This window comes from Dickeya oryzae (assembly GCF_009372235.1).
Classification (GTDB): domain Bacteria; phylum Pseudomonadota; class Gammaproteobacteria; order Enterobacterales; family Enterobacteriaceae; genus Dickeya; species Dickeya oryzae.
In genome coordinates, this window is record NZ_ML762920.1 from 1,029,605 (window position 1) to 1,055,340 (window position 25,736).

Sequence of the window (25,736 nt, forward strand, 5' to 3'; positions counted from 1 at the left end):
CGCAATGAATAAATCTGAAAGTCTGTACGCCGCCGCCCGTCAACTGATTCCCGGTGGGGTTAACTCGCCGGTGCGCGCCTTTAACGGCGTTGGAGGCGTTCCCTTGTTCATTGAACGGGCGGAAGGCTCAAGACTCTACGACGCGGATGGCAAATCCTATATCGACTATGTGGGATCCTGGGGGCCGATGATTCTGGGCCACAACCACCCAACCATTCGTCAGGCGGTGATTGAAGCCGCTGAGCGCGGCCTGAGTTTTGGCGCGCCCACCGAAATGGAAGTGAAAATGGCGCAACGGGTGACCTCGCTGGTACCGAGCATGGAAATGGTACGCATGGTGAACTCCGGCACCGAAGCGACCATGAGTGCTATCCGTCTGGCGCGTGGTTTCACCGGCCGCGACAAAATCATCAAATTTGAAGGCTGCTATCACGGCCACGCCGACTGCCTGCTGGTGAAGGCGGGTTCCGGCGCGCTGACGCTGGGGCAACCCAACTCTCCCGGTGTACCGGCTGATTTTGCCCGCCATACCCTAACCTGCACCTACAACGATCTGAGCTCGGTGCGTGCGGCATTTGAACAGTATCCGCAAGATATCGCCGCGATTATCGTCGAGCCAGTCGCGGGCAACATGAACTGCATTCCACCACTGCCAGAGTTCCTGCCGGGGCTGAGAGCATTGTGTGACGAATTCGGCGCGCTGCTGATCATCGACGAAGTGATGACCGGTTTTCGCGTGGCATTAGGCGGTGCGCAGGCGCATTACGGCGTACGTCCTGACCTGACCTGCCTTGGCAAAATTATTGGCGGCGGAATGCCGGTAGGCGCGTTCGGCGGGCGTCGTGATGTCATGCAAGCGCTGGCACCGACCGGCCCGGTTTATCAGGCAGGTACACTGTCCGGCAACCCGATCGCGATGGCGGCTGGTTTCGCCTGCCTGAGTGAAGTGGCTAAACCGGGTGTTCACCAGACACTGACCGAGCGGACAACGCAACTGGCGGAAGGTTTGCTGGCAGCCGCGAAAGCACAACACATCCCACTGGTGGTAAACCATGTCGGAGCCATGTTTGGTATCTTCTTTACCGATGCGGCCCAGGTGACCTGCTATCAGGATGCACTGACATGTGATGTGGAAAGATTCAAACACTTCTTCCATCTGATGCTCGATGAGGGTGTCTATCTGGCGCCGTCGGCGTTCGAAGCTGGCTTTATGTCGCTGGCACACAGCCCAGAGGATATCGAGCATACAATAGCGGCCGCTCGTCGCTGTTTTGCCGCCCTGTAAGCAAACTTCAGAAAAATATCCTCCGGCATAGCCGGTAATGCCAGTCAGTTAAGACACTGACTGGCATTACCAAATGATGGCGCTTTTTTCTGGTAGCGAACGCAGGACATCGCCTCAGGGACGATAGACCTTGACGTTATTGAATCCCTGCTCACGCAGGTATAACGCCTGCAAACGGCTCATCACCCCACGCTCGCAGTACAACAGATAGGTTTTGCTCTGATCCAAATCGCCGAACTGTGTCCCCAGTTTATAGAACGGCAGCGATTTTACCTCAACGTGCTCCACTGCCAGCGGGTGTTCATCCTGCTCATCGGGCGAACGAATATCCAGCAGAATATCGCTTGCGACAAAGGCATCGACCGTTTCCACTTCGGTTACCGTCTGCTGGGTTTGTTCAGCAATCTCGCGGATGTCGATGTTGCGCGCCTGCGACACGACGCGGTCGAGAATCGCGAAATCAAACAGGCTTTCTTCGTGCTCGATTTTGGCTTTCACCGCCTTCACCGTCGGGCTTTTGGAGATCACGCCGCAATACTCAGGCATGGTCTTGGCAAAGTCTTCCGTACCCAGTTCCCGTGCCAGACGAATAATGTGTTCTTTGTCGTGAGAAATCAGCGGCCGCAGGATCAGAGTGTCCGAGGCGTTATCAATCAGACGCAGGTTGGTCAGCGTCTGGCTGGATACTTGTCCTAACGCCTCGCCGGTGACCAGCGCTTGTACGCCATACCGTTCGGCAATCTGCGACGCGGCGCGCACCATCATGCGCTTGAGCACCACGCCCATTTGGCCGTCGTCCACCTTTTCCAGGATTTCACCGACCACTGGCTCGAAGTCAATCGCGACAAAACGTACCCGGTGTGAACTGCCAAATCGGTTCCACAGATAATGCGCGACCTGACGTACGCCGATTTCGTGCGCGGCCCCACCAAGATTGAAGAAGCAGTAGTGAACCCGGCAGCCACGACGCATCAGCATATAGCTGGAAACACCAGAGTCGAACCCGCCTGAAATCAGCGACAACACATCTTCCTGGGTACCGATTGGGAAACCACCGATACCTTCATAGCGGCCTTTGATCAGCAACAGGCGATCCTGGTCAATTTCCAAATGCACCGTGACCTGAGGCGCAGTCAGGTTAACCCGAGCGCTCTCAATATGCTGATTCAACCCGCCGCCGACATAACGCTCCACATCCTGAGAGCTGAAATCGTGTTTACCACGACGTTTCACCCGCACGCAGAATGTCTTGCCTTCCAGTTGATCACGGTAAGTGGCCAACGTTTGTTCAAAAATATGGTGGATATCGGTATAGGCGCAGTCTTCCACCTCAAGGATATGATGAATGCCGGGGATACGCGTCAACGCATCACGTATTACCACGCGCTGACTTTCTTCTTTGGCACGAACCTCGATATGATCCCAGTGACGGACAACCGCCAGCGTTTCATCATACTGTTTTAAAACGTTACGAATGTTACCGGTAAGGATTTTTATAAAGCGCAACCGCACAGATTGGCTTTTGATGGTGATTTCCGGGAACAATTTAATGATAAACTTCATGGCGGCTATCGTTAGTTAATTCTGAAGGCGTGAAACACGGGTACGCGGACAACACGCGGGCACCCTGAGCGCTAAAGTTACGTTATTGGTAACACTATCCCGAGTCGGGTGGCGTTACCAATAGCATCCAGGGCGCGGAGTATACCACCATATTGCGGTAAGCTGCGCAGATTAAGCGCATAATTGCGCACCATGAGGGCGCTTACCGTGACAATCCGGTGGCGTCGGCGCCGACAGGCGCGTATAAACAGGATCCGGAAACGAATATGCCGAAAAAAACTGAACAACCCGTCAGCTTTGAAAGCTCACTCGCCGAACTGGAACAGATTGTGTCGCGTCTGGAGTCGGGCGAGCTTCCATTGGAAGAGGCATTGAATGCCTTTGAACAGGGTGTCCAGCTTGCACGTCAGGGACAAGTAAAACTGCAGCAGGCTGAACAACGCGTTCAGATTCTGCTCAATGACGATCCCGATACCGCCCTGACACCTTTTACGCCGGATAATGAGCCGTTATGACAGATTTTCTCAAGCAGCTTGCAGCGCATCATCAGCGTATCGACGCCGCACTCAACCATTTCATTTCCAGCCTGCCTTTTCAGAGTAGTCCACTGGTGGAAGCGATGGCGCATGGCGCACTGTTGGGGGGCAAGCGGCTACGACCGTTTCTGGTTTATACCACCGGCCAGTTATTCGCGGTCTCGCCAGACAGCCTTGATGCACCGGCGGCGGCTGTCGAATGTATTCACGCCTATTCTCTGATCCACGATGACTTACCCGCCATGGACGATGACGATCTACGGCGCGGGCAACCAACCTGCCATGTCAGGTTTGGCGAAGATAAGGCGATTTTGGCAGGTGATGCCCTGCAAACGCTGGCGTTTTCCATTCTGGCTGACGCCCCGATGCCACAGGTCAGCGACCGCGACCGACTGGCGATGATCTCCGAACTGGCCAGCGCCAGTGGTGTGGCAGGCATGTGCGGCGGTCAGGCGCTGGACCTGGAAGCGGAAGGCCGTCAGGTCGATTTGCAAACACTGGAACGTATCCATCGCCATAAAACCGGAGCGCTGATTCGTGCTTCGGTTCGGCTGGGTGCCCTGGCTGCCGGTGAGCGTGGTCGTCTTGCCCTGCCTTACCTTGATCGTTATGCCAACGCGATTGGCCTGGCCTTTCAGGTGCAAGACGATATTCTCGATGTGATTGGCGACAGCGCCACCACCGGCAAACGCCAGGGCGCTGACCAACAACTCGGTAAAAGCACCTACCCAGCGTTACTGGGTCTGGAGCAAGCCAAACAAAAAGCCCGGGAATTGTGCAAAGAATCACTCTCGGCACTGAATGAACTGGAAGAGACGCTGGACAAGCCCGCAGCCATTGCCCCGCTGCGAGCACTGGCGAACTATGTCGTTGAACGCGATAAATAATTTTAATACCAATACCGCTTGATGAGTATCCAATGACCTTTGATATAGCGAAATACCCTACGCTGGCGCTGGCGGAAAATCCTGAGGAACTGCGCCTGCTGCCACGGGAAAGCCTGCCTAAATTGTGCGATGAACTGCGACAGTATCTGTTGGACAGCGTCAGCCGCTCAAGCGGGCACTTTGCCTCAGGTCTGGGTACAGTCGAGCTGACTGTGGCGTTGCATTACGTCTATAACACGCCTTTCGACCATCTGGTATGGGATGTCGGTCATCAGGCTTATCCCCACAAGATCCTGACCGGGCGGCGTGACCGTATCGCCACTATTCGCCAAAAAGGCGGGCTGCACCCGTTCCCGTGGCGTGGCGAAAGTGAATATGACGTCCTGAGCGTCGGCCACTCGTCTACCTCTATCAGCGCCGGTATCGGTATGGCGGTAGCGGCGGAGCGCGAAGGCCTGGGACGGCGCACCGTCTGTGTGATTGGTGATGGCGCGATCACCGCCGGTATGGCGTTTGAAGCCATGAATCATGCTGGTGATATCAAACCAGACATGCTGGTGGTCCTGAACGACAACGAAATGTCGATTTCCGAAAATGTCGGTGCGCTGAACAACCATTTGGCGCAATTGCTCTCCGGCAAGCTCTACTCCACCTTACGTGAGGGTGGCAAGAAAGTGTTGTCCGGCCTGCCGCCAATCAAAGAACTGGTTAAACGTACCGAGGAGCACCTGAAGGGAATGGTGGTGCCGGGTACGCTGTTCGAAGAGTTGGGCTTTAACTATATCGGCCCGGTTGATGGGCATGACGTGCAATCACTGGTGCATACCCTGAAGAATATGCGCAGTCTGAAAGGCCCGCAGTTGCTGCATATCATGACCAAGAAAGGCAAAGGCTATGCCCCCGCTGAGCAGGACCCGATCAGCTGGCATGCCGTACCGAAATTCGACCCGGCCAGTGGTACCTTGCCGAAGAATAAAGAAGCGCTGCCGACCTATTCCGCCGTTTTCGGCGAATGGCTGAAAGAAACCGCAGCAGCAGACTCCCGGCTGATGGCCATTACCCCAGCCATGCGTGAAGGCTCTGGCATGGTATCGTTTTCGCGCACCTACCCGCAGCAGTACTTTGATGTCGCTATTGCCGAGCAACATGCGGTGACCTTTGCTGCTGGCCTGTCGATTGGCGGTTATCGCCCGGTCGTGGCGATTTACTCCACGTTCCTGCAACGTGCCTATGATCAGGTCATCCATGATGTGGCCATTCAGAACCTGCCGGTGCTGTTTGCTATCGATCGTGGCGGCATCGTCGGCGCGGATGGTCAAACACATCAGGGCGCGTTTGACCTGTCGTTCCTGCGCTGTATTCCACAGATGGTGATCATGACACCCAGCGACGAGAACGAATGCCGGTTAATGCTGCATACCGGTTATCACTATCAGCAGGGACCGTGTGCAGTTCGTTACCCACGCGGCAATGTGTTGGGTGTGGAACTCACTCCGCTGGAAACCCTGCCTATCGGTAAAGGCGTCGTTAAACGTCAGGGCGAGAAGATTGCGATTCTGAATTTCGGTACGCTGTTACCAGAAGCACAACAGGCAGCCGATGCGCTCAACGCCACACTGGTGGACATGCGATTCGTCAAACCGTTGGATGAAGCGCTGGTCGCCTCGCTGGCTGCCAGCCACGATGTGCTGGTGACGCTGGAAGAAAACGCCGTGATGGGCGGTGCCGGTAGCGGTGTGAATGAATACCTGATGGCGAATCGTCTGCCCGTTCCCGTACTCAATCTGGGCCTGCCCGATATCTTTATTCCGCAAGGCTCACAAGCGGAAATCCGCACCGAGCTGTCGCTGGATGCCGCTGGCATCGAACGTCGCATTCGAAACTGGCTGGCCTGATACTGGCCACCAACAGGCAGAAAAAAACCGGGGTTTCCCGGTTTTTTTATCGCTGGCAATTATCGCTGGCAACCACCCGCGGACTATTACCCAACCACATACCCAGCCACATACAATATGGCCGCGGCGATAACACCGGCGATAATATCGTCGACCATGATGCCCATACCGCCGTGCACGTGACGATCAAACCAACGGATCGGCCAGGGTTTAAGAATATCCAGGATCCGGAAAATCACAAACCCGGCGGCGACCCAGCCCCAGTGGGTTGAAGGCACCGCTATCAGGGTGATCCACATGCCGACAAATTCATCCCAGACGATGCTGCCGTGGTCATGCACGCCCATATCTTTGGCGGTACGGTGGCAAAGGTAAACCCCTACGCAGATGCTGAGCATCACTAGCAGCGAATACAGCTGTAACGGCAGCAGCATCAACAGATACCACACAGGAATGGCCGCCAGCGAACCGGCTGTGCCAGGCATCCACGGCGATAAACCGCTGCCAAAACCGGTTGCCAGAAAATGCCACGGATTACTCATCCGCAGGCGGCGTTTGGCAACTAACGATCCTTTGCTCTCACTGGTCAAAATGGTCATACCCTTTCAGATTGACGTCCACCGGCTGACCGGAATGAAAGAAACTCATTCCTTCCGACGCCGGCCCAATCTGGCCGATACAGGTGTAACTCGCCCCCAGATGACCAATCGCTACCTCTAACGCGCCCCGATTCAGTTCGGGTACCGTAAAGCACAGCTCATAGTCTTCACCACCACCCAGCGCCCAGCACATAGCCTGTTCAGGGTCGGCGTGACGCAGCAATGCATCAGAGTAAGGCAACGCCTCCAGATTGATACGTGCGCCGCAATCACTGGCTTTAAGGATGTGTCCTAAATCTGACGCCAATCCATCAGACAGATCGATAGCCGCACTGGCCAGATCGCGCAACGCCTGCCCCTGCAAAATGCGGGGCTGAGGACGCAGGTGGCGCTGCAACAGCGATTGGCGATCGTCAGCATCCGACACCTGTAGACTGTGCTGCAAAATGGCCAGCCCTGCGGCACTGTCCCCCAGCGTTCCGGTGACATAAATCCAGTCGCCGATACGTGCTCCACTACGCTTGAGCGCGCGTCCTACTGGTACCAACCCTTGAATAGTCAGCGTCATGCTAAGTGGCCCACGCGTGGTATCACCGCCTATCAGTTGCATATCATAGTAAGAAAGCTGTTCAAACAGGCTGTCGCTATAGGCAGCCAGCCAGTCGGTATCAATGCCCGGCAACGTGAGCGCCAGCGACACAAAGGCAGGATCTGCGCCCATTGCCGCCAAATCACTCAGGTTGACCGCCAGTGATTTATACGCCAGATCGGCAGGGTCAATATCGGGAAGAAAATGAATGCCGCAGACCAGCGTATCCGTGCTGACTGCCAGCAGTTGTTTGTCCGGAATGTTCAGCAGGGCGCAATCATCACCGATCCCCAGTTCAACACCCCGTCGTGAATAGCCAGCCCGATTGAAATAGCGGGCAATCACGTCAAACTCACCTTGAGCCATACTTTTTCCAGATAGTGGTAACCTAAAAAAAACCAAGGCCGGAAAACCGGCCCTGACTGACTTATTTTTTACCCGGCCGCAAGTGTGGCCCGGCTTTGTCCAGCACGCCGTTGACAAACTTGTGGCTGTCTTCGGCACCGAACACTTTAGCCAACTCAATCGCTTCGTTGATGGCAACCTTGTACGGTACATCTTCGCGCTTGCTAAGCTCATACACCGCCAGACGCAAAATAGCCCGCTCAACTTGCCCGAGTTCATCTAACTGACGGGAAAGATACGGTGCCATCTGGGCATCCAGTTTTTCCGCCTGAGTGGCGACGCCCGCCAGCAGCTCGCGGAAATAGGCGATGTCCACGCCTTTGACATCCTGCTCACTCAGGAACTGGAGTTCAACATCGGCAATATCATTTTTGGACAACTGCCAGGAATAAAGCGCTTGAACCGCACATTCACGAGCGCGGCGACGAGCAGCAGGTTTCACGGAATACCCCTTACAAAATAAATCAGGCTGACTTGATTGAGTGTAATACATTGATCATTTCAAGCGCGGTCAGAGCGGCTTCCGCCCCTTTGTTCCCCGCTTTAGTGCCGGCGCGCTCGATAGCCTGCTCGATACTTTCCGTAGTCAGCACACCGAAGGCGACCGGAATGTCGCTGTTCATCGCGACATGAGACAGGCCGGAACTGCATTCACCGGCAACGAATTCAAAATGCGCTGTACCACCGCGAATCACCGTACCCAGAGCCACCACGGCGTCATACTTCTGGCTGTTAGCCAGCGCACGCACGGTCAGCGGCAATTCATAGGCACCCGGTACCCACACCACGGTGACGTTTTCTTCTTTCACCTGACCAATACGTTTGAGCGCATCCAACGCGCCTTCCAGCAGGCTGTCATTGATAAAGTGATTGAAACGGGCAATAGCAATCGCCACGCGGGCATTCGGAGCGGCAACAACACCTTCAATAATGTTCATAGCTTTCCTTTGATTGTTTTACGACCCCGCAGGGGGGCGGATTCTATCATATTCTTCCGGGCGCGTATCCGCTTTTGACCCTGTAACGGATATCCGCCACCTCAACGCGCGCAGAAATAGGCTAACGAGGCTTCAGTGTCAGGCGAACATCCGGCCCTATCTGGCGAACATCGGTCATATCGAACAGCGGGGCCTGCGACAACTGTTCCAACCCCGGCAATACGCACAACGACCGGGCCGCATCACCTAATAATGTCGGAGCCAGATAGACTATCAGTTCATCCACCACACCAGCCTGCAATAGTGCTCCGGCCAGGTGAGCACCCGCTTCCACCCAGACCGTATTAATCTGACGCTTACCCAGCGTCATCATCAGCGCCACCAGATCAATGCCACCGCCATGCAACGGCATGGTCAGTTGCTCCACGCCATCCGGCCAGGACTGTGCATCCTGACTCGCTCGCGCCAGCCAGGTCTGACCCGGCTGACTCACCAGACGATGGTGCGGCGTCACTCGTGACTGACTGTCGACGATGACGCGTACCGGCTGGCGCACCGCACTTTGCGGATAAAGGCGCTGGGTATCGGCATCCAGTTCTGACCAGCGCACGGTCAGCGACGGGTCATCCGCCAGCACGGTAGCGCTGCTACTGAGGATAGCGGCACTCTGTGCACGAAAACGCTGTACATCCTGACGAGACTGCGGCGAGGTTATCCACTGACTTTCACCGGAAGCCATCGCCGTTCGACCATCCAGCGACGCGCCGAGCTTGAGTTGTACATACGGGAAACCGGTGCGCATGCGTTTTAGAAAGCCGCGGTTAATTTTTTCTGCCTGATCCATCAGGACGCCGTGATGCACAGCGATACCGGCTTGTTGTAAGCAATGCAACCCGCGCCCGGCGACCTGCGGGTTAGGGTCTTGCATCGCAGCCACGACCCGCGCCACACCCGCCGCGACCAGGGCATCGGCACAAGGAGGGGTACGTCCGTGATGGCTACAGGGTTCCAGCGTCACATAGGCCGTAGCGCCACGTGCCTTGTCGCCTGCCATACGCAACGCATGCACTTCTGCATGGGGTTCACCGGCTTTCTGGTGGTACCCTTCACCGACTATCTCGCCATCTCTGACGATCACACAACCGACATTCGGATTCGGTGCCGTAGTAAAGCGGCCGCGGCGAGCTAACTCCAGCGCGCGAGCCATATAGAATTCATCAGAGTATGTAGCCATAGAGTGTGTAGCCATCCGGTGCTTATCCTGGATTAAGAATCATGTTGGACGCGCGCGATACGCAAAAAACAACGCACGATTAATCCTGCAGACGGGCGATTTCTTCGCCAAATTCGCGGATATCCTCAAAGCTGCGATATACCGATGCAAAACGGATATAAGCGACTTTATCGAGCTTTCTGAGCGCATCCATAACCAGATTACCCACCATCTTGGCTGTTACTTCACGCTCACCGGTCGCCCGCAATTGAGATTTGATGTGAGTGATGGCCATTTCCACGTTATCAGAGCTGACCGGGCGTTTCTCCAGTGCTTTCAACATCCCGCTGCGCAGTTTGTCCTCATTGAATGGCTCACGCACATCATTACTCTTGATGACGCGCGGCATCACCAGCTCCGCCACCTCAAAGGTAGTAAAACGCTCATTGCATACCAGGCACTGACGACGCCGACGAACCTGCGACCCTTCGCCGACCAGACGAGAATCAATGACCTTGGTATCTACTGCGGCACAAAAAGGACAATGCATAACGTTTCCAGACCCTAGCCGTATAAACCTGACCTAGTTTACCCCGAATTCCGCTTATAACCCAAATGCCGGTACGACGCCTTTTTTCTGTGTCGACTGCACGGTGGTTTAGCTTCGATTGAAAGTAGCCAACAGCCGCCAGAACGATGCCGCCACCGCGCTGGAATGCAGGCGATATTGGTCGATTCATGGTGTTCTTCGGCCCGATTAGTTCTATTTTCGGCGTGCTGACATTCTCACTGATGTGGTGGTTCTTCCACGCGAATACACCGGAGGCACAAACCCTGTTCCAGTCCGGCTGGTTCATTGAAGGGCTGCTCTCACAAACACTGATTGTGCACATGATCCGTACCCGGCGGATTCCGTTTGTCCAAAGCCGTCCCTCCTGGCCGGTGATGGTGATGACGCTCCTGGTCATGATAACCGGCATTGGTTTGGTATTCTCACCGCTGGCGAGTTTCCTGCAACTGCAAGCGCTGCCGATGAGCTACTTCCCGTGGCTGCTGGCGATTCTGAGTGGTTACCTGCTACTCACCCAAGCCATGAAGGACTTCTTCGCCCGTCGCTACGGCTGGCAATAACCGCAACTGGCGTGGTGGTCAATGACCACTACGCCCTGATTTTTCTCTCTTGATTCAGCCTGTTCTGCTTATCTTTTTCCCCGCATCTCATTCACTATAAGAGACCGTAAATCACGTCTACACTGACACTACGTATTGAAGCATGACTCACTGCTATGGTCCCGGGGAGAAACAGGCTATGCGTTTGTACCACCGCGTTATCCCAATGTTATCTGCCATTGTGCTGCTCGCCGGATGTGCACAGCCGCAGACTACCCACGTAACAAACGAATTAGGTCAGATAGATCAAAAATTACACGACATCACTAACCGTGCCATGGCGCTGGAACAGCAAAATACGTTAAACGCCAACTCTACCTCGGGTGTCTATCTGCTACCCGCCGCGCAGAACCGGGCCTTACTCGACAGTAGCATCGGCAGGTTAAGCCTGGAATTGACCAAAGTTGAGTCGGAATCCAATGGCACACGGGCGTTACTGGTTATCCAGACCATGAACACACTGACGTTACCGGCCTTCCAGGCGCAACTTGACTGGGGGTCGCTGGACCCGGTTAGTGGCAAACCGTTGACTGGTGACATGCAGACGCAGTTGATCACCTTCTCACCTGCGCTCACCCCGGTTTCAGAGGCGAGAATAGAAGTGCGACTTTCTGGCCTGACGCCGGAGCAACTCGGTTTTGTACGCATCCATGATGTCATCGCCGATTCCGGGCAAAGCCACCGCGAACCATCTCAGTCTCACCCTTGATTTCCTCGCCTGAAAACAGCCATAAAAAAACCCGCCAGACGGCGGGTTTGTAGTTACCAAAGCGTTAGTTACCACAGCACAAGTGTAAATAGGGTTACGGTAACAGCGACGGCTGATCCGCACCTTCTTTTTCCACTTTCTGTACCAACATGTGCTCACGCTTCATACCCAGCTTAAGTGCCAGCGCGGAAGCCACATAGATAGAAGACGCCGTACCGATGGTCACACCGATCAACATCGTCAGTGAGAACCCTTTCAGCATCGCGCCACCGAACAGGTATAGCATCAGGATCACCACCAGGGTGGTTCCTGATGTGATCAAGGTACGGTGCAGCGTTTGGGTCAACGACACGTTGAAGATTTCATAAGGCGTTCCACGGCGAATTTTGCGGAAGTTTTCACGAATACGGTCAGACACCACGATACTGTCGTTCAACGAGTAACCGATAACCGACATTAACGACGCCACAATGGTCAGGTCAATTTCAATATTGAATAACGACAGCACCCCCATCGTGATGATCACGTCATGCGCCAACGCGATAACCACCCCTGCCGCCAGACGCCATTCGAACCGGAAGCCGACGTAGATAAGGATACTGATTAACGCCGCCATCAACGCCATCGCGCCCGTTTGCGCCAGATCCGCCCCCACACTTGGCCCGACGAACTCAATGCGTTTAACGACCGCATTCTGGCTGGTTGACGCGTTGATGACGTTAACCACCTTGCTACCCAGAGCCTGGCCGCCAGATTCATCGTGAGCAGGGGGCATACGCACCATGATGTCACGACTGCTACCAAAGTTCTGTACCAGTGGATCGGCAAAGCCAGCCTTTTGCAGCGCTTCGCGCATCTGCTCCAGATCGACCGATTTCTCAAGCGAAATCTCAATAACCGTCCCCCCAGTGAAATCCAGCCCCCAGTTGAAACCGCGCACGCCTATCACGACGATAGACAGGATCAACAGCAGACCAGACAACGCGAAGGCCCAGTAGTCCCAGCGCATAAAGTCATACACTTTACGGCCGTAGTTCAATTGTTCAACAGTATATTCCTGTGCCACAACGCACTCCTCAGATAGACAGCTTTTTGATGCGCTTGCCGCCGTACAGCAGGTTTACGATGGCACGGGTTCCAACGATAGCGGTAAACATGGATGTCGCTACACCAATACCGGTCGTGATAGCAAAGCCTTTAATCGAGCCGGTACCCACCGCATACAGGATGATGACTTTAATCAGCGTCGTGACGTTGGCATCAAAGATGGAGCTAAATGCCCCCCGGTACCCCTCATCGATCGCCTGCTGCACAGAGCGTCCGTTGCTGAGTTCTTCTTTGATACGCTCGTTAATCAGTACGTTGGCATCCACCGCCACCGCAAGGGTTAACACGATACCCGCAATGCCTGGCATGGTCAGCGTGGCCCCTGGCAACAGCGACATCACCCCGACCACCAACACCAGGTTCAACAACAGCGCAGAAGTCGCAATCAGGCCGAACTTCTTATAGAAGAAGATCATGAACAGGATAGACACCGCCAGACCTGCCAGACAAGCCTCCAGCCCCTGAGTGATGTTTTGCATCCCCAGCGTCGGGCCGATGGTACGTTCTTCTACAATCTGAATCGGCGCAATCAGCGCACCGGCACGCAGCAGCAGTGACAACTGGCGTGCTTCGTTCGGGTTGTCGATACCAGTAATACGGAAGCTATTGCCCAGACGTGACTGGATAGTGGCGACGTTAATCACCTCTTCCTGTTTTTCCAGAATCGCGCGACCGTTGGCGTCTTTCTTACCACTATCCTTGTATTCCACAAACAAGGTCGCCATCGGTTTACCGATGTTGTCCTTGGTGAAATTGGACATCAGGTTGCCGCCCGCGCTATCCAAAGAAATATTGACCTGCGGACGGTTGTACTCATCATTACCGGAGGTAGAGTCGGTAATATGGTCGCCGGTAAGAATCACGCGTTTGTACAAGGCGATCGGGCCACCATCACGCATGTTCATGACTTCGGTATCGCCCGGCACACGACCGCTGGCTAACGCCGCCGGGTCAACATTGCTGTTTACCAGACGGAATTCCAGTGTGGCGGTCGCCCCAAGAATTTCTTTCGCGCGTGCCGTGTCCTGAATCCCCGGCAGCTCAACCACGATACGGTCAGCACCCTGACGCTGTACCAACGGTTCGGCCACACCGAGCTGGTTGACACGGTTTCGCAGGATGTTGATGTTCTGCTGTACCGCATATTCGCGGGCTTCGCGCAGACGCGCATCGCTCATCACCGCACGCATCGCGTCACTGCCGCTATTGCTGAACACCAGATCGCGATGGCGCGGAGTCAGGTAGTTCAAGGCGTTGTCACGCAGTTGACCGTCGCGGAACAGAATTTCCACGCCATAATTATCTGCTTTACGAACAGACGCATACTGGATGCCTTTTTCGCGCAGATCGCTGCGCAGGGAATCCATGGTCTGCTCCTGCAACTTGCCTAACGCAGTATCCATATCCACTTCCATCAGGAAGTGCACACCGCCACGCAGGTCAAGACCCAGTTTCATCGGTTCCGCTCCCAGCATTCTCAGCCAGGTAGGTGTAGCAGGCGCCAGGTTTAGGGCAACCACGTATTTCTCGCCCAACGCACTCACCAGTACTTCACGAGCACGAAGCTGGATGTCCGGCGTAGAGAAGCGCGCGAGAATGGCACCGTTTTCCAGCGCAATAGATTTGCTGGCGATATGTTGTTCTTGCAAAACATTCTGGATCTGGACCAGCGTAGATTCACTGGCGGCGGTTCCTCGCGCGCCAGTGACCTGAATTGCCGGATCCTCACCATACAGGTTAGGAAGTGCGTAGAGCAGACCGACGACGATCGTCACGATCAGCATCAAGTACTTCCACAGAGGATAGCGGTTTAACACGGTAGTTCCCTTCGGGAAAGTCGAAAAATTACAGGGCCTTCATGGTACCCTTCGGCAGTACGGACGTCACGTAATCGCGCTTGATCACGACTTCGTTGGTATCGTTCAGGGCAATGGTGATAAATCCGTTATCCGCCACTTTGGTCACACGCCCAACCAAGCCGCCGTTAGTCAGCACTTCATCGCCTTTACTGATCGAATCCATCAACTTTTTGTGTTCCTTGGCACGTTTTTGCTGAGGGCGCAGGATCATGAAGTAAAAAATCAGACCGAACACGGCCAGCATAATCACCAGAGAGTACGGGCTTCCTTGAGCCGGAGCACCTGCAGTTGCTGCCACAGCGTCGGAAATGAAAAAACTCATTTAAATGTCCTCTTTAGTTATCAAAACAACAGTTATCTATAAAACGTTCATGCCACGCAAACGTGCTTATTGCGGTACATGACCTTCATGGTCATTTCCCGCCGCGCTATCGGCCAACGGCGGAACCGGTTTACCGATGCACTGGTAAAACTCGGACACAAAGCTCTCTAATCTACCTTCCCCGATAGCCTGACGTAAACCCGCCATCAGGCGCTGATAATAGCGCAGGTTGTGGATAGTATTGAGGCGCGCGCCGAGTATTTCGTTACAACGGTCCAGGTGGTGCAAGTAGGCACGGCTATAATTGCGACACGTGTAGCAATCACAGTGCTCATCCAGCGGCCCGGTGTCGTCTTTATGTTTGGCATTGCGAATTTTGACCACGCCGTCCGTCACGAACAGATGGCCGTTACGGGCGTTACGCGTCGGCATTACGCAGTCAAACATGTCGATACCGCGGCGAACCCCTTCCACCAAATCTTCCGGTTTGCCTACCCCCATCAGGTAACGGGGTTTATCCGTCGGCAACTGCGGACAGACATGCTCCAGAATACGGTGCATATCGGCCTTCGGCTCGCCGACCGCGAGGCCGCCCACAGCGTAACCATCAAAACCGATGTCCACCAGCCCTTTTACCGACACATCACGTAAATCTTCGTAAACACTGCCCTGAACGATGCCGAACAGCGCGTTTTTGTTGCTTAATTCGTCAAAACGCTGACGACTGCGCTTCGCCCAACGCAACGACATCTCCATCGACCGCTTGGCATAGTCCCAGTCTGCGGGGTAAGGCGTACACTCGTCGAAAATCATCACGATATCGGAACCGAGATCGTACTGAATTTCCATGGATTTTTCCGGGCTCAGGAAAATGGCGTCACCATTGATCGGGTTGCGGAAATGCACCCCTTCTTCGGTTATCTTGCGGATATCGCCGAGACTAAAGACCTGAAAACCACCGGAATCGGTCAGGATCGGGCCATGCCACTGCATAAAATCATGCAGATCGCCGTGCCGCTTCATGATTTCCTGCCCCGGGCGTAACCACAGGTGGAAGGTGTTACCTAAGATTATCTGGGCGCCGGTCTCTTTAACTTCTTCCGGCGTCATCCCTTTGACGGTGCCATAGGTACCGACGGGCATAAATGCCGGGGTTTCCACCACACCACGTTCAAAAACCAGACGACCACGGCGCGCGCGGCCGTCCGTTTGCAACAGTTCGTACTTCACTTAACCTCCAGCATCAGAAAACAGTCTGATGGCATCATTGATATACCCACAGAACCTGGCCTGCGGTATGAAAAGATCGGCGGCGGATTATCCCACCTGCTCCTGTTCCGCCGACGGGTTACGGGTGATGAACATGGCATCACCGTAACTGAAAAAGCGGTATTGCTCAGCCACCGCCTGATGGTAAGCCTCCATCGTATGGCGGTAACCGGCAAACGCCGACACCAGCATAATCAACGTCGATTCCGGCAAGTGGAAATTGGTGACCAGCGCATCCACCACCTGATAGTGATAGCCGGGGTAGATAAAGATGCGGGTATCGCCGAAAAACGGCGCGATTACGGCTTTTGCACTGGCTTGAGCCGCACTTTCCAACGAACGCACCGAGGTCGTACCGACGGCGATAACACGGTTGCCACGCGCTTTACAGGCCAACACCGCATCCACCACCGTCTGCGGCACTTCGGCATACTCAGCGTGCATCACATGGTCTTCGATAGACTCAACCCGCACCGGCTGGAAAGTACCAGCACCGACATGCAGAGTCACAAAGGCCATTTCCACACCTTTTTCTTTCAGAGCAGCCAGCAACGGCTCATCAAAATGCAGACCTGCGGTGGGTGCCGCCACAGCACCAGGTCGCTGACTGTAGACAGTCTGGTAAAGCTCACGGTCTGCGGCTTCATCCGGACGGTCGATATAGGGTGGCAGCGGCATGTGCCCGATGTCATTGAGAATGGTCAACACATCGCGCTTATCATCGAACTGAATCTCGAACAAGGCATCATGGCGCGCCAGCATCGTCGCTTTCACGCTCTCGTCTTCGCCGAGCAACAACGCGGTACCGGGCTTAGGTGCCTTGGAAGCACGGACATGCGCCAGCACACGCTTATCATCCAGCATGCGTTCTACCAGCACCTCCAGCTTACCGCCGCTGGCCTTACGACCAAACAGGCGCGCTGGAATCACCCGGGTGTTGTTAAACACCAACAGGTCACCAGGCTGGAGTTTATCGAGCAGATCGGTAAAAACGCCGTGCGCGACCGCGCCTGTAGGGCCATCCAGCGATAACAGTCGGCAACCGCTGCGTTGTGCCTGCGGATAGCGGGCAATCAGGGATTCAGGCAATTCAAACGAAAAATCGGCAACACGCATGACTATTCACTTACATTTCGGCACAGTGGAACAAACGAAGCGGCTTAGTCTAGAGCCCGTCGGGACCGGCTGCAAGAAATAAGCGGGACATCCCCCCACCTTCCTCTATACTTGGCGCACCAACCTTATTCGTTATGTCCCCTGGGAGTGCGCGTCGACGCTATGAATTTTCTTGCACATCTGCATCTCGCCACGCTGGCGCAAAGCTCGCTGACCGGAAACCTGATGGCAGACTTTGTACGTGGTAACCCCGACGCGCTTTACCCACCCGACATGGTCGCCGGTATTCGCCTGCACCGGCGTGTTGATGTACTGACCGACAGTTTGCCGGAGGTGCGTACGGCCTGCCGCCATTTCAGCGCGGACTATCGCCGGGTCGCGCCCATCGCGCTCGATGTGCTGTGGGATCATTTTCTGGCGCGCCACTGGTCGATGATAGAACCGGCTACACCTCTGACGCACTTCGTCAGCGAGGCAGAACAGCAAATCGTCCCCCACCTGCCCGACACCCCGGAGCGCTTTCGTAACCTGAATCATTACTTGTGGTCGGAACGCTGGCTGGAACGCTATGCCGGGCTGCCGTTTATTGCCGAGGTGCTGCACCGTATGTCAGTGCGAAGACCGAAGCTGGCAGCGCTTTCAGGCTCATTTATCGATATTGAGCGTGGCTACCATCAATTTGAAACATTATTCTGGCAGTTCTATCCTCGTATGATGCATCTGGCAAAAACAGGTCAGCTGGATGGCCCGGCTAACGTCGCACAGTAACACAGGCTAAAAGGAGGGACAGCGCGCCAGGCTGTTCCCTCGTCAGTGAAAAGGATTATCAATTGATCCGATAGGCAAAAGCTATCTTATTGATTGGTCGCTTTCGCTTTATTCACTGACAGGCCGTACCTATACTTACGGCGTTTACTACATTCACCTATCATTAACAGCTATTTACAGGAGTAATTATGGTCCTGGTAACTCGTCCTGCCCCTGACTTCACTGCCGCCGCCGTACTGGGAAGCGGGGAAATCGTTGAGAATTTCAATCTGAAGAAACACATCAACGGTAAAGCGGCTGTGATCTTCTTTTGGCCGATGGACTTCACTTTCGTATGTCCGTCTGAGCTGATCGCCTTCGATCACCGCTACGAAGAGTTTAAGAAACGTGGCGTTGAAGTGGTTGGTGTGTCTTTTGACTCTGAATTCGTACACAACGCCTGGCGTAAAACCCCGGTCGACAACGGCGGTATCGGCGAAGTGAAATACGCGATGGTCGCGGACGTTAAACGCGAAATCCAGAAAGCCTACGGTATCGAACATCCGGAAGCGGGTGTGGCGCTGCGCGGTTCTTTCCTGATCGACAAAAACGGCATCGTGCGTCATCAGGTCGTGAACGATCTGCCGCTGGGTCGTAACATCGATGAAATGCTGCGTATGGTCGACGCGCTGCAGTTCCATGAAGAGCACGGCGAAGTGTGCCCGGCTCAGTGGGAAAAAGGTAAAGCCGGTATGGGCGCCTCCCCGGACGGCGTAGCGAAATACCTGAAAGAAAACGCCAACAACCTGTAATCAGCTCTCTGCTATTCAGGCATCAGCCAGCGGTCTCGCCGCTGGCTTTTTTATTTAACCATGACTCCAGCCCGGCGCGTCGCTGAACGATACCAAGACCAGACACAGCCTTTTTATCAATAAATTAGGCAGGTTCATCCTACGCAGACGCTCTCTGAAACGTGATCCGGCATTCTCATGAAGCGGCATGGGACACGCCTCGTTATCGGCTGCGCTTATCTCAGGGTCGGGGTGTCTTACTCTTCACGGCAGGGAATATCCGACAGCACAGGAAATCGACCAACGCCCGAACCTTTGGAGAGGGGTGCTTGCTCGTGGGCCACAGCACATGAAAAACCCCACTGTGCTGCACATACTCGGCCAGGATCGGCTTGAGCCGTCCATCAGCCAATGGTTCTCGGATGGCGAAGTCCGGCAGATAGGCGATCCCCAGTCCCTGTAATGCAAAACACACGCGTGTCTCAATATTGTTACAGATCATCGAGGTGGGCAGTTGCCATTCTGGCTCACCGGGTGTTTGCCGCAGCGCCCAATTCTCCAGCTTGCCACTGTTGGGCCATCGATAGTGCAGGCAGGAGTGCTGACGCAGATCGGCGGGCTGCATGGGGGTACCACGGCGAGCCAGATAGTCCGGCGAGGCCACCAACTGCATTTCAAAGGTGCCCAGACGGCGTGCCGACAGACGCGAATCCGCCGGTTCACCGGTACGCACCACGGCATCGAAACCTTCCTCGATCACATCGACCATCCGGTCGGTAAAATCCAGATCGAGTTCTATCTCGGGGTACTCACGCATGAACTCGCCAAGTACCGGTAGCACCAGCGAACTGACCAGCGGCAGGCTCACCCGCAGGCGTCCGCGCGGTGCGGCAGTCGCTTGCGACAACTCCAGTTCAGCCGCCTCAATCTCGGCCAGAATGCGTCGGCTGCGCTCAAGAAATAGCGAGCCCTCAGCGGTCAACGTGATGCTGCGTGTGCTGCGGTGGAACAGACGCACTCCCAACTTCTCTTCCAGCCGCGCCACACTCTTGCCGACAGCCGAGGCTGAGATCCCCAGCAGCCGACCGGCGACGACGAAGCTGCGCGTCTCGGCAACCTGCACAAACACCACGAAGCCATTTAGGCTATCCACTATACTATTCCTCTCACAGTTACTCCTCTCACAATTACGGACATAAAGTTCCGCACATTACGGAACTGTAGACTACTTTTTCTTTAATCAAAAATTTTCTATCGTCGGTGCGTTACCCATTGAATCGAGGTATTTGTCATGACAAATCAGTCATTCCCGCTGCGCCGGGGTGTTCCACACGCACACCTGTCAGCACGTATCGAGACCGCCGTGCAGCAAGCGCTGGACGACCGGCGCCTGGTCGGTGCCGTTATTCTGGTAGCTCGCGACGGCGAGCTGATCCACCAGCAAGCCGCTGGTTTAGCCGACGATGAAAGCGCACGGGCAATGACGCTGGAGACGGTCTTTCGACTGGCGTCTGTCAGCAAACCCATCGTCTCTACCGCAGCCCTGGCGCTGGTGGCACAAGGTCAGCTCGATTTGGATACGAGTATTGAACGTTGGTTGCCGACGTTTCGTCCTGCATTGGTCAATGGCCAACCGGCGCGTATCACCGCGCGACAACTGCTTAGCCATACCGCGGGGCTGGGTTATCGGTTTTTTGAAGCCGACGCAGACGGCCCCTATGCGCGGGCTGGCGTCTCGGATGGCATGGATGCTTCCGGTATTAGCCTGGAGGAGAACCTGCGACGCCTCAGCAGCGTACCGCTGCTGTACGAGCCGGGGACAGGTTGGGGTTATTCACTGGCAACCGATGTGTTGGGCGCACTGATCGAGCGTATATACGGTACACCACTGGACAAAGCGGTAAGGGAACTGGTCACTGGCCCACTGGGTATGACCGACACGGGCTTCGTTGCCTGTGATGCGCTGCGCGTGGCAACCCCCTATGTCAACGATGCGCCGAAGCCGCACCGGCTCGCCGAGGGCGAAACCGTCTCCGCCTTCGAAGGAGCCGTTGGTATTACCTATAGTCCGGCCCGCATCTTCGACGCTCAGGCCTTCCCATCGGGGGGTGCCGGTATGGCCGGTACGGCGGGTGACTTTCTACGTTTGCTGGAAATCCTGCGACAAGGCGGCGGCACACTGCTACCCGTTGAACTGGTCGAGGAAATGGGACGTGACCAGACCGGCGGACTAGAATTGCCCGATGCCCCTGGTTTCGGTTTCGGTCTGGGTTTCTCGGTACTGCGTGATCGCGGTCTGGCGGCGTCACCAGAATCCGAAGGCACCTGGCGCTGGGGCGGTGCCTACGGACACTCGTGGTTCATGGACCGGGCGCAGGGTCTGTGCGTCGTGGCCTTCACCAACACGTTGTACGAAGGCATGTGCGGCCGCTTCATCACCGAGCTACGCGATGCCGTGTATGGCGCGCTGGAGGTGCGCTGATGAAAACGATACCTGCACACATGGCCGCCGTTGCGTTTCGCCGCGGTACCATCCTAACCGATCCAGACAGCCTGACCGACATCGACACCGAGCGCCCGAAACCGGGACCGCACGACCTGCTTGTGGCGGTCCGTGCCGTTTCGGTCAATCCGGTTGATACCAAAATACGGGCTGGTTTAGTGGCTGCCCCCGACAGCGTCCGCTCGCTGGGCTGGGATGCTGCGGGGATCGTCGAAGCCGTTGGTGAAGCAGTCACACTGTTCCGGCCGGGTGAGGCCGTCTACTACGCTGGTTCCTTCGATCGCAGTGGTAGCAATGCCCAGTTTCAACTGGTAGACGAGCGTATCGTCGGCCACATGCCCGAAACTCTGGGTTTCGCCGAAGCAGCGGCTCTGCCGCTAACCTCGCTAACCGCCTGGCAACTGCTGTTCGACCGCCTTGGCGTGCCACCGGGTAAACCGGCCAATGCCGGCAGCCTTCTGGTGCTGGGCGGCGCTGGCGGGGTCGGCTCCATGCTGATCCAGCTTGCCAGACGGCTAACTGGCCTGACGGTAATCGCCACAGCCTCGCGCGAAGAAAGCCGCGACTGGTGCCTCGCCCTGGGTGCCCACCACGTCATTGACCATCGGCAGCCGTTACCAGCACAGATCCGCGCACTGCCGGTAACGCCTGTCACGCATGTGGCGGCTCTGTCGAACACAGCCGAGCACTGGACCGAACTGGCAGATTTAATCGCGCCACAAGGGCAACTGGGCATTATTACTGATCACGAGACACTGGACGCAGTGCCATTCAAGGCCAAGAGCGTGTCGCTACACTGGGAAATGGTGTTCACACGCCCGTTGTTCGGTACGCCGGACATGATCGCGCAGCACCGCATCCTCGACGACGTCGCCGCGCTGGTGGATGCAGGCGTGCTGCGTTCGACTGCCTGCCGCGTGCTGCATCCGCTAGACGCAGCACGGCTGCGCGAGGCACATCGACTGGTGGAGCATGGAGGCATCACCGGCAAAGTGGTGGTAGCCCGTTCCGCACAGGATGTGCAACGGCAAGGCGCCAAAGAGAACCTGGCATGAGTGCCGTTGCACAACACCGCCCGCCGTAAATCATGCTGCTGCTTGCGGCTCCGTCGTATCAGGTCAGCAAGTAAACGACGATAATACGATTATCACTCAGCGCCGACGGCGAAGGGCGTAGCTTGCCAGTAGCAGCAGGATCCATGCCATCCCCGCGTACAACGCAATGCGGGTATCCGGAAAGTAACCAATCAGGCCGATGATAAAGACCAGGAACACCACGCCAACCACTGCGGTCGCCGCACCGCCCGGCAGAGGAAACGCCAGCGCGTTCACCTGCTCGCGGTTCAGTCTGCGGCGAAACGCAATCTGTGAGCACAGGATCATGATCCATACCCATACGGTGGCAAAGGTGGCCAGCGAGGCAATCACCAAAAACACTTTCTCCGGCATGATGTAGTTGAGGTACACCGCCACCAGCAACGCCATCACCATCACCACCACCGTTACCCAAGGGGTTCCACGACGGGACAATCGGGCGAACACCTGTGGTGCATGGCCTTGCTCCGCCATGCCGTGCAGCATACGCCCCACGCCAAACACATCACTGTTGATGGCAGACAGCGAGGCGGTAATCACCACGAAATTCAGGATACCGGCTGCCGCCGTGATCCCCATGTGCTGGAAGGTCAGTACAAACGGACTACCGTTGGTGCCCACCTGATTCCACGGGTAAATCGACATAATCACGAACAGGGTGCCGACGTAGAACACCAGAATACGCCAGGGTACAGAATTGATGGCGCGCGGAATGGACTTGTGCGGTTCTTTGGCCTCACCTGCGGTGATCCCGATGATCTCGACACCACCATAGGCAAACATCACCATCTGCAATGACAGGATCATCCCTATTACTCCATTACTGAAGAAACCGCCATTGCTCCACAAATTATGAATACCGGTAGGCTCGCCGCCGTTGCCAATCCCCCAAACGATGATGCCAATCCCGGCCACGATCATGACAACAATGGTCGCGACCTTGAAAAACGAAAACCAGAACTCCAGTTCGCCAAACACTTTCACATTCATCAGGTTTATGGCACCGATAATCAGCACCACGCTTAATACCCAAATCCAGTGCGGCACCTCCGGAAACCAAACCCCCATGTAAATGCCGAAAGCGGTCACATCGGCAATCGCGACGATCAGCATCTCAAAGCAGTAGGTCCACCCGGTGATATAGCCAGCCAACGGGCCGAGGTAGTCGCGGGCATAACGGGAAAAGGAACTGGCTTGCGGATTGTTGACGGACATCTCCCCCAGTGCCCGCATAATGATATAAGCGAACACGCCGCCAATCAGATACGCCAGCAGCACGCTGGGGCCAGCCATCTGAATAGCGCTGGCTGAACCGTAAAATAGCCCGGTACCAATGGCGGAGCCCAGCGCGATAAAACGAATATGCCGCGTACTTAAGCCACGCTTGAGTCTGGATTGTTGTTCCATAGGTTTGGATTGTTGTTCCATAAATGAGCAACCCTGTCTTTACAAACGAAAAAACCACAGGCAAACGCCTGTGGTGAAAAGCATCCATCCCACTTCATTCAGGAATGTGCAGTGAGTTCCTGACGACCAGTGATACGGTCATAAATCCCGACCACCAGCAGAACGAGTAAGGATGGCGGCAACCAGGCCAGCCCCTGCTCGCTCATCGGCAGGCTCTGTGTCCAGCCGGGCAGTAATGACTGAAAAGCTGATGACTTGATACCGTCCAGCAGACCAAAGACCAGACTGACCAGCATCACCGGAGCAATAACATGCGTGCTGTTATTCCACCAACGACGGGTAAAACTCAACAGCACCAGCACGATGCACGGCGGATAAATAGCGGTCAACACAGGCACAGACAGTTGAATCAGGTGGCTCAACCCGAGATTGGACACCACCATCGAGAACAATCCCAGCACAAACACCAGTGCACGGTAAGACAATGGCAGGTACTGCGCGAAGAATTCAGCACAGGCGCAAGTCAGCCCCACCGCAGTGACCATACAAGCAATGAAGATCAGCAACGCCAGGAAACTGCTGCCCATATTACCGAAGGTGTACTGTACATACGCATGCAGGATTTCAGCGCCGTTTTGCGCGTTCGGCACCAGCGAGCCACTGAAGGAGCCGAGGTGGAACAAACTCAGATAAACCAGCGTTAATCCCAGCCCCGCAATCAGCCCGGCCAAAATGGTGTAACGGGTTAACAACCCAGCATCACTCACGCCACGAGAACGAGCCGCATTGACGATGACGATACCGAACACCAGCGCCCCCAGCGTATCCATGGTCAAATAACCATTTACGAAACCGGTGGAGAATGGTACCTGTTGGTAGGCTTCCGCAGTCGGCGCTGGCGTACCTGCCGGCCATACCAACGCCGCAATCCCCAGTACAGTCAACGCGATAATCTTCACCGGAGCCAGAATGTGGCCAACGGTGTCTAACAGACGACCGGGATAGAGCGAAATCGCGATCACGATGGCAAAGTAGATCAGGCTATAAACCAGCAGAGGCGTCGCCCCCTCACCCACCAGCGGCGCAATACCGACCTCGAACGAGACCGTCGCGGTACGCGGCGTAGCAAACAGCGGCCCCACAGCCAGATAGCAAACCGTCGCCAACAGTACGCCCGCTTTCTTGCCGATCGGGCTACTGAGCGTATCAATACCACCGCCCACACGCGCCAGTGCTATCACCGTCAACACTGGCAAGCCGACAGCGGTAATCAGAAAGCCGAGTGCGGCTACCCACACGTGCTCGCCAGCCTGTTGACCCACCATCGGCGGAAAAATGATATTCCCGGCACCGACGAACAAGGCAAAGGTCATGAAGCCCAATGCCACGATATCTTTGGAAGTTAAACGATGACTCATAATGTATGTTGTTGTTGCCTGTAAAAATGGTGTTGCCGGCACAAGCCGGGCGCGTAAAGCGGCGCACGCAAGTAGCGAGACAGCCAAGCGATGTGCAGGATTATGATGTGAGGTTTTATTGCACAGCGTTAATGGGGGCTAAGTAAAACGTTTATAGCAATAAAAGGCAATACGTGATCGGTAAACCAGAACATTAATCTGATCTTCAATATAAAGTCAGCATTAGAATTTATATTTTCACCCACAGACTATACATGATTTGTGCATGAAAACAGTTTTCAGCGCGAAAGATAAGCTCAAATTTCCATCAAAGA

At 55.4% G+C, this 25,736-nt stretch carries 24 protein-coding genes and 1 pseudogene; 10 read left to right on the forward strand and 15 right to left on the reverse strand.

Annotated elements, in window-relative coordinates:
- The first annotated feature begins 4 nt into the window (after positions 1 to 4).
- Entirely contained in the window at positions 5 to 1,285 is a 1,281-nt protein-coding gene (hemL, locus tag FAZ14_RS04565; RefSeq protein WP_153508106.1) for a glutamate-1-semialdehyde 2,1-aminomutase, read from the forward strand.
- Between the two features lie 114 nt (positions 1,286 to 1,399).
- Here hemL and thiI read toward each other — a convergent pair whose 3' ends face one another.
- Positions 1,400 to 2,848 (reverse strand): tRNA uracil 4-sulfurtransferase ThiI, encoded by a 1,449-nt coding sequence (gene thiI, locus FAZ14_RS04570; RefSeq protein ID WP_016941774.1) that lies wholly within the window; start codon positions 2,846 to 2,848, stop codon positions 1,400 to 1,402.
- 266 nt (positions 2,849 to 3,114) lie between these two features.
- On the opposite strand from thiI, the gene xseB reads away from it, so the two are divergent.
- Genes xseB through dxs form a run of 3 tightly spaced genes read left to right on the forward strand, consistent with a single transcriptional unit; the run spans position 3,115 to position 6,166 of the window.
- On the forward strand, positions 3,115 to 3,363 hold the full coding sequence (gene xseB, locus FAZ14_RS04575) for an exodeoxyribonuclease VII small subunit (RefSeq protein ID WP_012883745.1): 249 nt from the start codon (positions 3,115 to 3,117) through the stop codon (positions 3,361 to 3,363).
- Entirely contained in the window at positions 3,360 to 4,271 is a 912-nt protein-coding gene (ispA, locus tag FAZ14_RS04580) for a (2E,6E)-farnesyl diphosphate synthase (protein WP_016941772.1), read from the forward strand. Before xseB ends, ispA begins: the two co-directional genes overlap by 4 nt.
- 32 nt (positions 4,272 to 4,303) lie before the next feature.
- Entirely contained in the window at positions 4,304 to 6,166 is a 1,863-nt protein-coding gene (gene dxs / locus FAZ14_RS04585) for a 1-deoxy-D-xylulose-5-phosphate synthase (protein ID WP_153508107.1), read from the forward strand.
- Between the two features lie 86 nt (positions 6,167 to 6,252).
- On the opposite strand, the gene pgpA is transcribed toward dxs, so the two are convergent.
- The 6 genes from pgpA to nrdR all read right to left on the reverse strand — a co-directional run bounded on the left by pgpA (position 6,253) and on the right by nrdR (position 10,460).
- The gene (gene pgpA / locus FAZ14_RS04590) at positions 6,253 to 6,765 is read right to left on the reverse strand and encodes a phosphatidylglycerophosphatase A (RefSeq protein WP_016941770.1); all 513 of its coding nucleotides are present in this window, start codon (positions 6,763 to 6,765) and stop codon (positions 6,253 to 6,255) included.
- Positions 6,746 to 7,720: a thiamine-phosphate kinase gene (thiL, locus tag FAZ14_RS04595; RefSeq protein WP_153508108.1), complete on the reverse strand. Its 975-nt coding sequence runs from the start codon at positions 7,718 to 7,720 to the stop codon at positions 6,746 to 6,748. The genes pgpA and thiL overlap by 20 nt, the downstream gene beginning before the upstream one ends.
- Positions 7,721 to 7,781: 61 nt before the next feature.
- Positions 7,782 to 8,201 (reverse strand): transcription antitermination factor NusB, encoded by a 420-nt coding sequence (gene nusB / locus FAZ14_RS04600; protein WP_016941768.1) that lies wholly within the window; start codon positions 8,199 to 8,201, stop codon positions 7,782 to 7,784.
- 22 nt (positions 8,202 to 8,223) lie between these two features.
- Complete coding sequence (gene ribH / locus FAZ14_RS04605; RefSeq protein ID WP_016941767.1) at positions 8,224 to 8,697, reverse strand: 6,7-dimethyl-8-ribityllumazine synthase; 474 nt, start codon at positions 8,695 to 8,697, stop codon at positions 8,224 to 8,226.
- A gap of 121 nt (positions 8,698 to 8,818) precedes the next feature.
- Complete coding sequence (gene ribD / locus FAZ14_RS04610; RefSeq protein WP_153508160.1) at positions 8,819 to 9,931, reverse strand: bifunctional diaminohydroxyphosphoribosylaminopyrimidine deaminase/5-amino-6-(5-phosphoribosylamino)uracil reductase RibD; 1,113 nt, start codon at positions 9,929 to 9,931, stop codon at positions 8,819 to 8,821.
- 79 nt (positions 9,932 to 10,010) lie between these two features.
- A complete protein-coding gene (nrdR, locus tag FAZ14_RS04615) occupies positions 10,011 to 10,460 on the reverse strand; it encodes a transcriptional regulator NrdR (RefSeq protein WP_016941765.1) in 450 nt (149 codons plus the stop codon).
- 152 nt (positions 10,461 to 10,612) lie between these two features.
- Between nrdR and FAZ14_RS04620 the strand changes: the two are divergent.
- Together FAZ14_RS04620 and FAZ14_RS04625 are read left to right on the forward strand one after the other, a co-directional pair.
- Positions 10,613 to 11,041: pseudogene (locus FAZ14_RS04620) on the forward strand (cation transporting ATPase C-terminal domain-containing protein); the annotation flags it as partial.
- 178 nt (positions 11,042 to 11,219) lie between these two features.
- Entirely contained in the window at positions 11,220 to 11,789 is a 570-nt protein-coding gene (locus tag FAZ14_RS04625; RefSeq protein ID WP_153508109.1) for a SadB/YajI family lipoprotein, read from the forward strand.
- A 94-nt stretch (positions 11,790 to 11,883) separates the two neighbouring features.
- Here the strand turns inward: FAZ14_RS04625 and secF are convergent, their stop codons facing one another.
- From secF to queA, 5 genes are all read right to left on the reverse strand, one after another.
- Positions 11,884 to 12,855, reverse strand: a complete 972-nt coding sequence (gene secF / locus FAZ14_RS04630) for a protein translocase subunit SecF (RefSeq protein ID WP_016941763.1) — start codon at positions 12,853 to 12,855, stop codon at positions 11,884 to 11,886.
- A 10-nt stretch (positions 12,856 to 12,865) separates the two neighbouring features.
- On the reverse strand, positions 12,866 to 14,713 hold the full coding sequence (gene secD, locus FAZ14_RS04635; protein WP_016941762.1) for a protein translocase subunit SecD: 1,848 nt from the start codon (positions 14,711 to 14,713) through the stop codon (positions 12,866 to 12,868).
- Between the two features lie 28 nt (positions 14,714 to 14,741).
- Positions 14,742 to 15,077 carry a preprotein translocase subunit YajC gene (gene yajC / locus FAZ14_RS04640; RefSeq protein WP_012770768.1) on the reverse strand — a complete coding sequence of 112 codons (336 nt, stop codon included), beginning with the start codon at positions 15,075 to 15,077 and terminating at the stop codon, positions 14,742 to 14,744.
- Between the two features lie 66 nt (positions 15,078 to 15,143).
- Positions 15,144 to 16,307, reverse strand: a complete 1,164-nt coding sequence (gene tgt / locus FAZ14_RS04645; protein ID WP_016941761.1) for a tRNA guanosine(34) transglycosylase Tgt — start codon at positions 16,305 to 16,307, stop codon at positions 15,144 to 15,146.
- Positions 16,308 to 16,394: 87 nt separating this feature from the next.
- Positions 16,395 to 17,462, reverse strand: coding sequence for a tRNA preQ1(34) S-adenosylmethionine ribosyltransferase-isomerase QueA (gene queA, locus FAZ14_RS04650; RefSeq protein ID WP_016941760.1), 1,068 nt, complete (start codon positions 17,460 to 17,462; stop codon positions 16,395 to 16,397).
- 162 nt (positions 17,463 to 17,624) lie between these two features.
- On the opposite strand from queA, the gene FAZ14_RS04655 reads away from it, so the two are divergent.
- Both FAZ14_RS04655 and FAZ14_RS04660 read left to right on the forward strand, forming a co-directional pair.
- Positions 17,625 to 18,230, forward strand: a complete 606-nt coding sequence (locus tag FAZ14_RS04655; RefSeq protein WP_016941759.1) for an ACP phosphodiesterase — start codon at positions 17,625 to 17,627, stop codon at positions 18,228 to 18,230.
- 188 nt (positions 18,231 to 18,418) lie between these two features.
- A complete protein-coding gene (locus FAZ14_RS04660; protein WP_016941758.1) occupies positions 18,419 to 19,021 on the forward strand; it encodes a peroxiredoxin C in 603 nt (200 codons plus the stop codon).
- A gap of 220 nt (positions 19,022 to 19,241) precedes the next feature.
- Here FAZ14_RS04660 and FAZ14_RS04665 read toward each other — a convergent pair whose 3' ends face one another.
- Positions 19,242 to 20,153 carry a LysR family transcriptional regulator gene (locus tag FAZ14_RS04665; RefSeq protein ID WP_153508110.1) on the reverse strand — a complete coding sequence of 304 codons (912 nt, stop codon included), beginning with the start codon at positions 20,151 to 20,153 and terminating at the stop codon, positions 19,242 to 19,244.
- A 138-nt stretch (positions 20,154 to 20,291) separates the two neighbouring features.
- Here FAZ14_RS04665 and FAZ14_RS04670 point away from each other — a divergent pair, with 138 nt between their 5' ends.
- Together FAZ14_RS04670 and FAZ14_RS04675 are read left to right on the forward strand one after the other, a co-directional pair.
- On the forward strand, positions 20,292 to 21,482 hold the full coding sequence (locus FAZ14_RS04670; protein WP_038926513.1) for a serine hydrolase domain-containing protein: 1,191 nt from the start codon (positions 20,292 to 20,294) through the stop codon (positions 21,480 to 21,482).
- Positions 21,483 to 21,502: 20 nt separating this feature from the next.
- Positions 21,503 to 22,558 carry a zinc-binding alcohol dehydrogenase family protein gene (locus tag FAZ14_RS04675; protein ID WP_029456385.1) on the forward strand — a complete coding sequence of 352 codons (1,056 nt, stop codon included), beginning with the start codon at positions 21,503 to 21,505 and terminating at the stop codon, positions 22,556 to 22,558.
- A 96-nt stretch (positions 22,559 to 22,654) separates the two neighbouring features.
- On the opposite strand, the gene proY is transcribed toward FAZ14_RS04675, so the two are convergent.
- Positions 22,655 to 24,004, reverse strand: a complete 1,350-nt coding sequence (gene proY, locus FAZ14_RS04680) for a proline-specific permease ProY (RefSeq protein WP_033581413.1) — start codon at positions 24,002 to 24,004, stop codon at positions 22,655 to 22,657.
- Between the two features lie 98 nt (positions 24,005 to 24,102).
- The gene (gene brnQ, locus FAZ14_RS04685; protein ID WP_016941753.1) at positions 24,103 to 25,422 is read right to left on the reverse strand and encodes a branched-chain amino acid transport system II carrier protein; all 1,320 of its coding nucleotides are present in this window, start codon (positions 25,420 to 25,422) and stop codon (positions 24,103 to 24,105) included.
- Positions 25,423 to 25,736 lie beyond the last annotated feature (314 nt).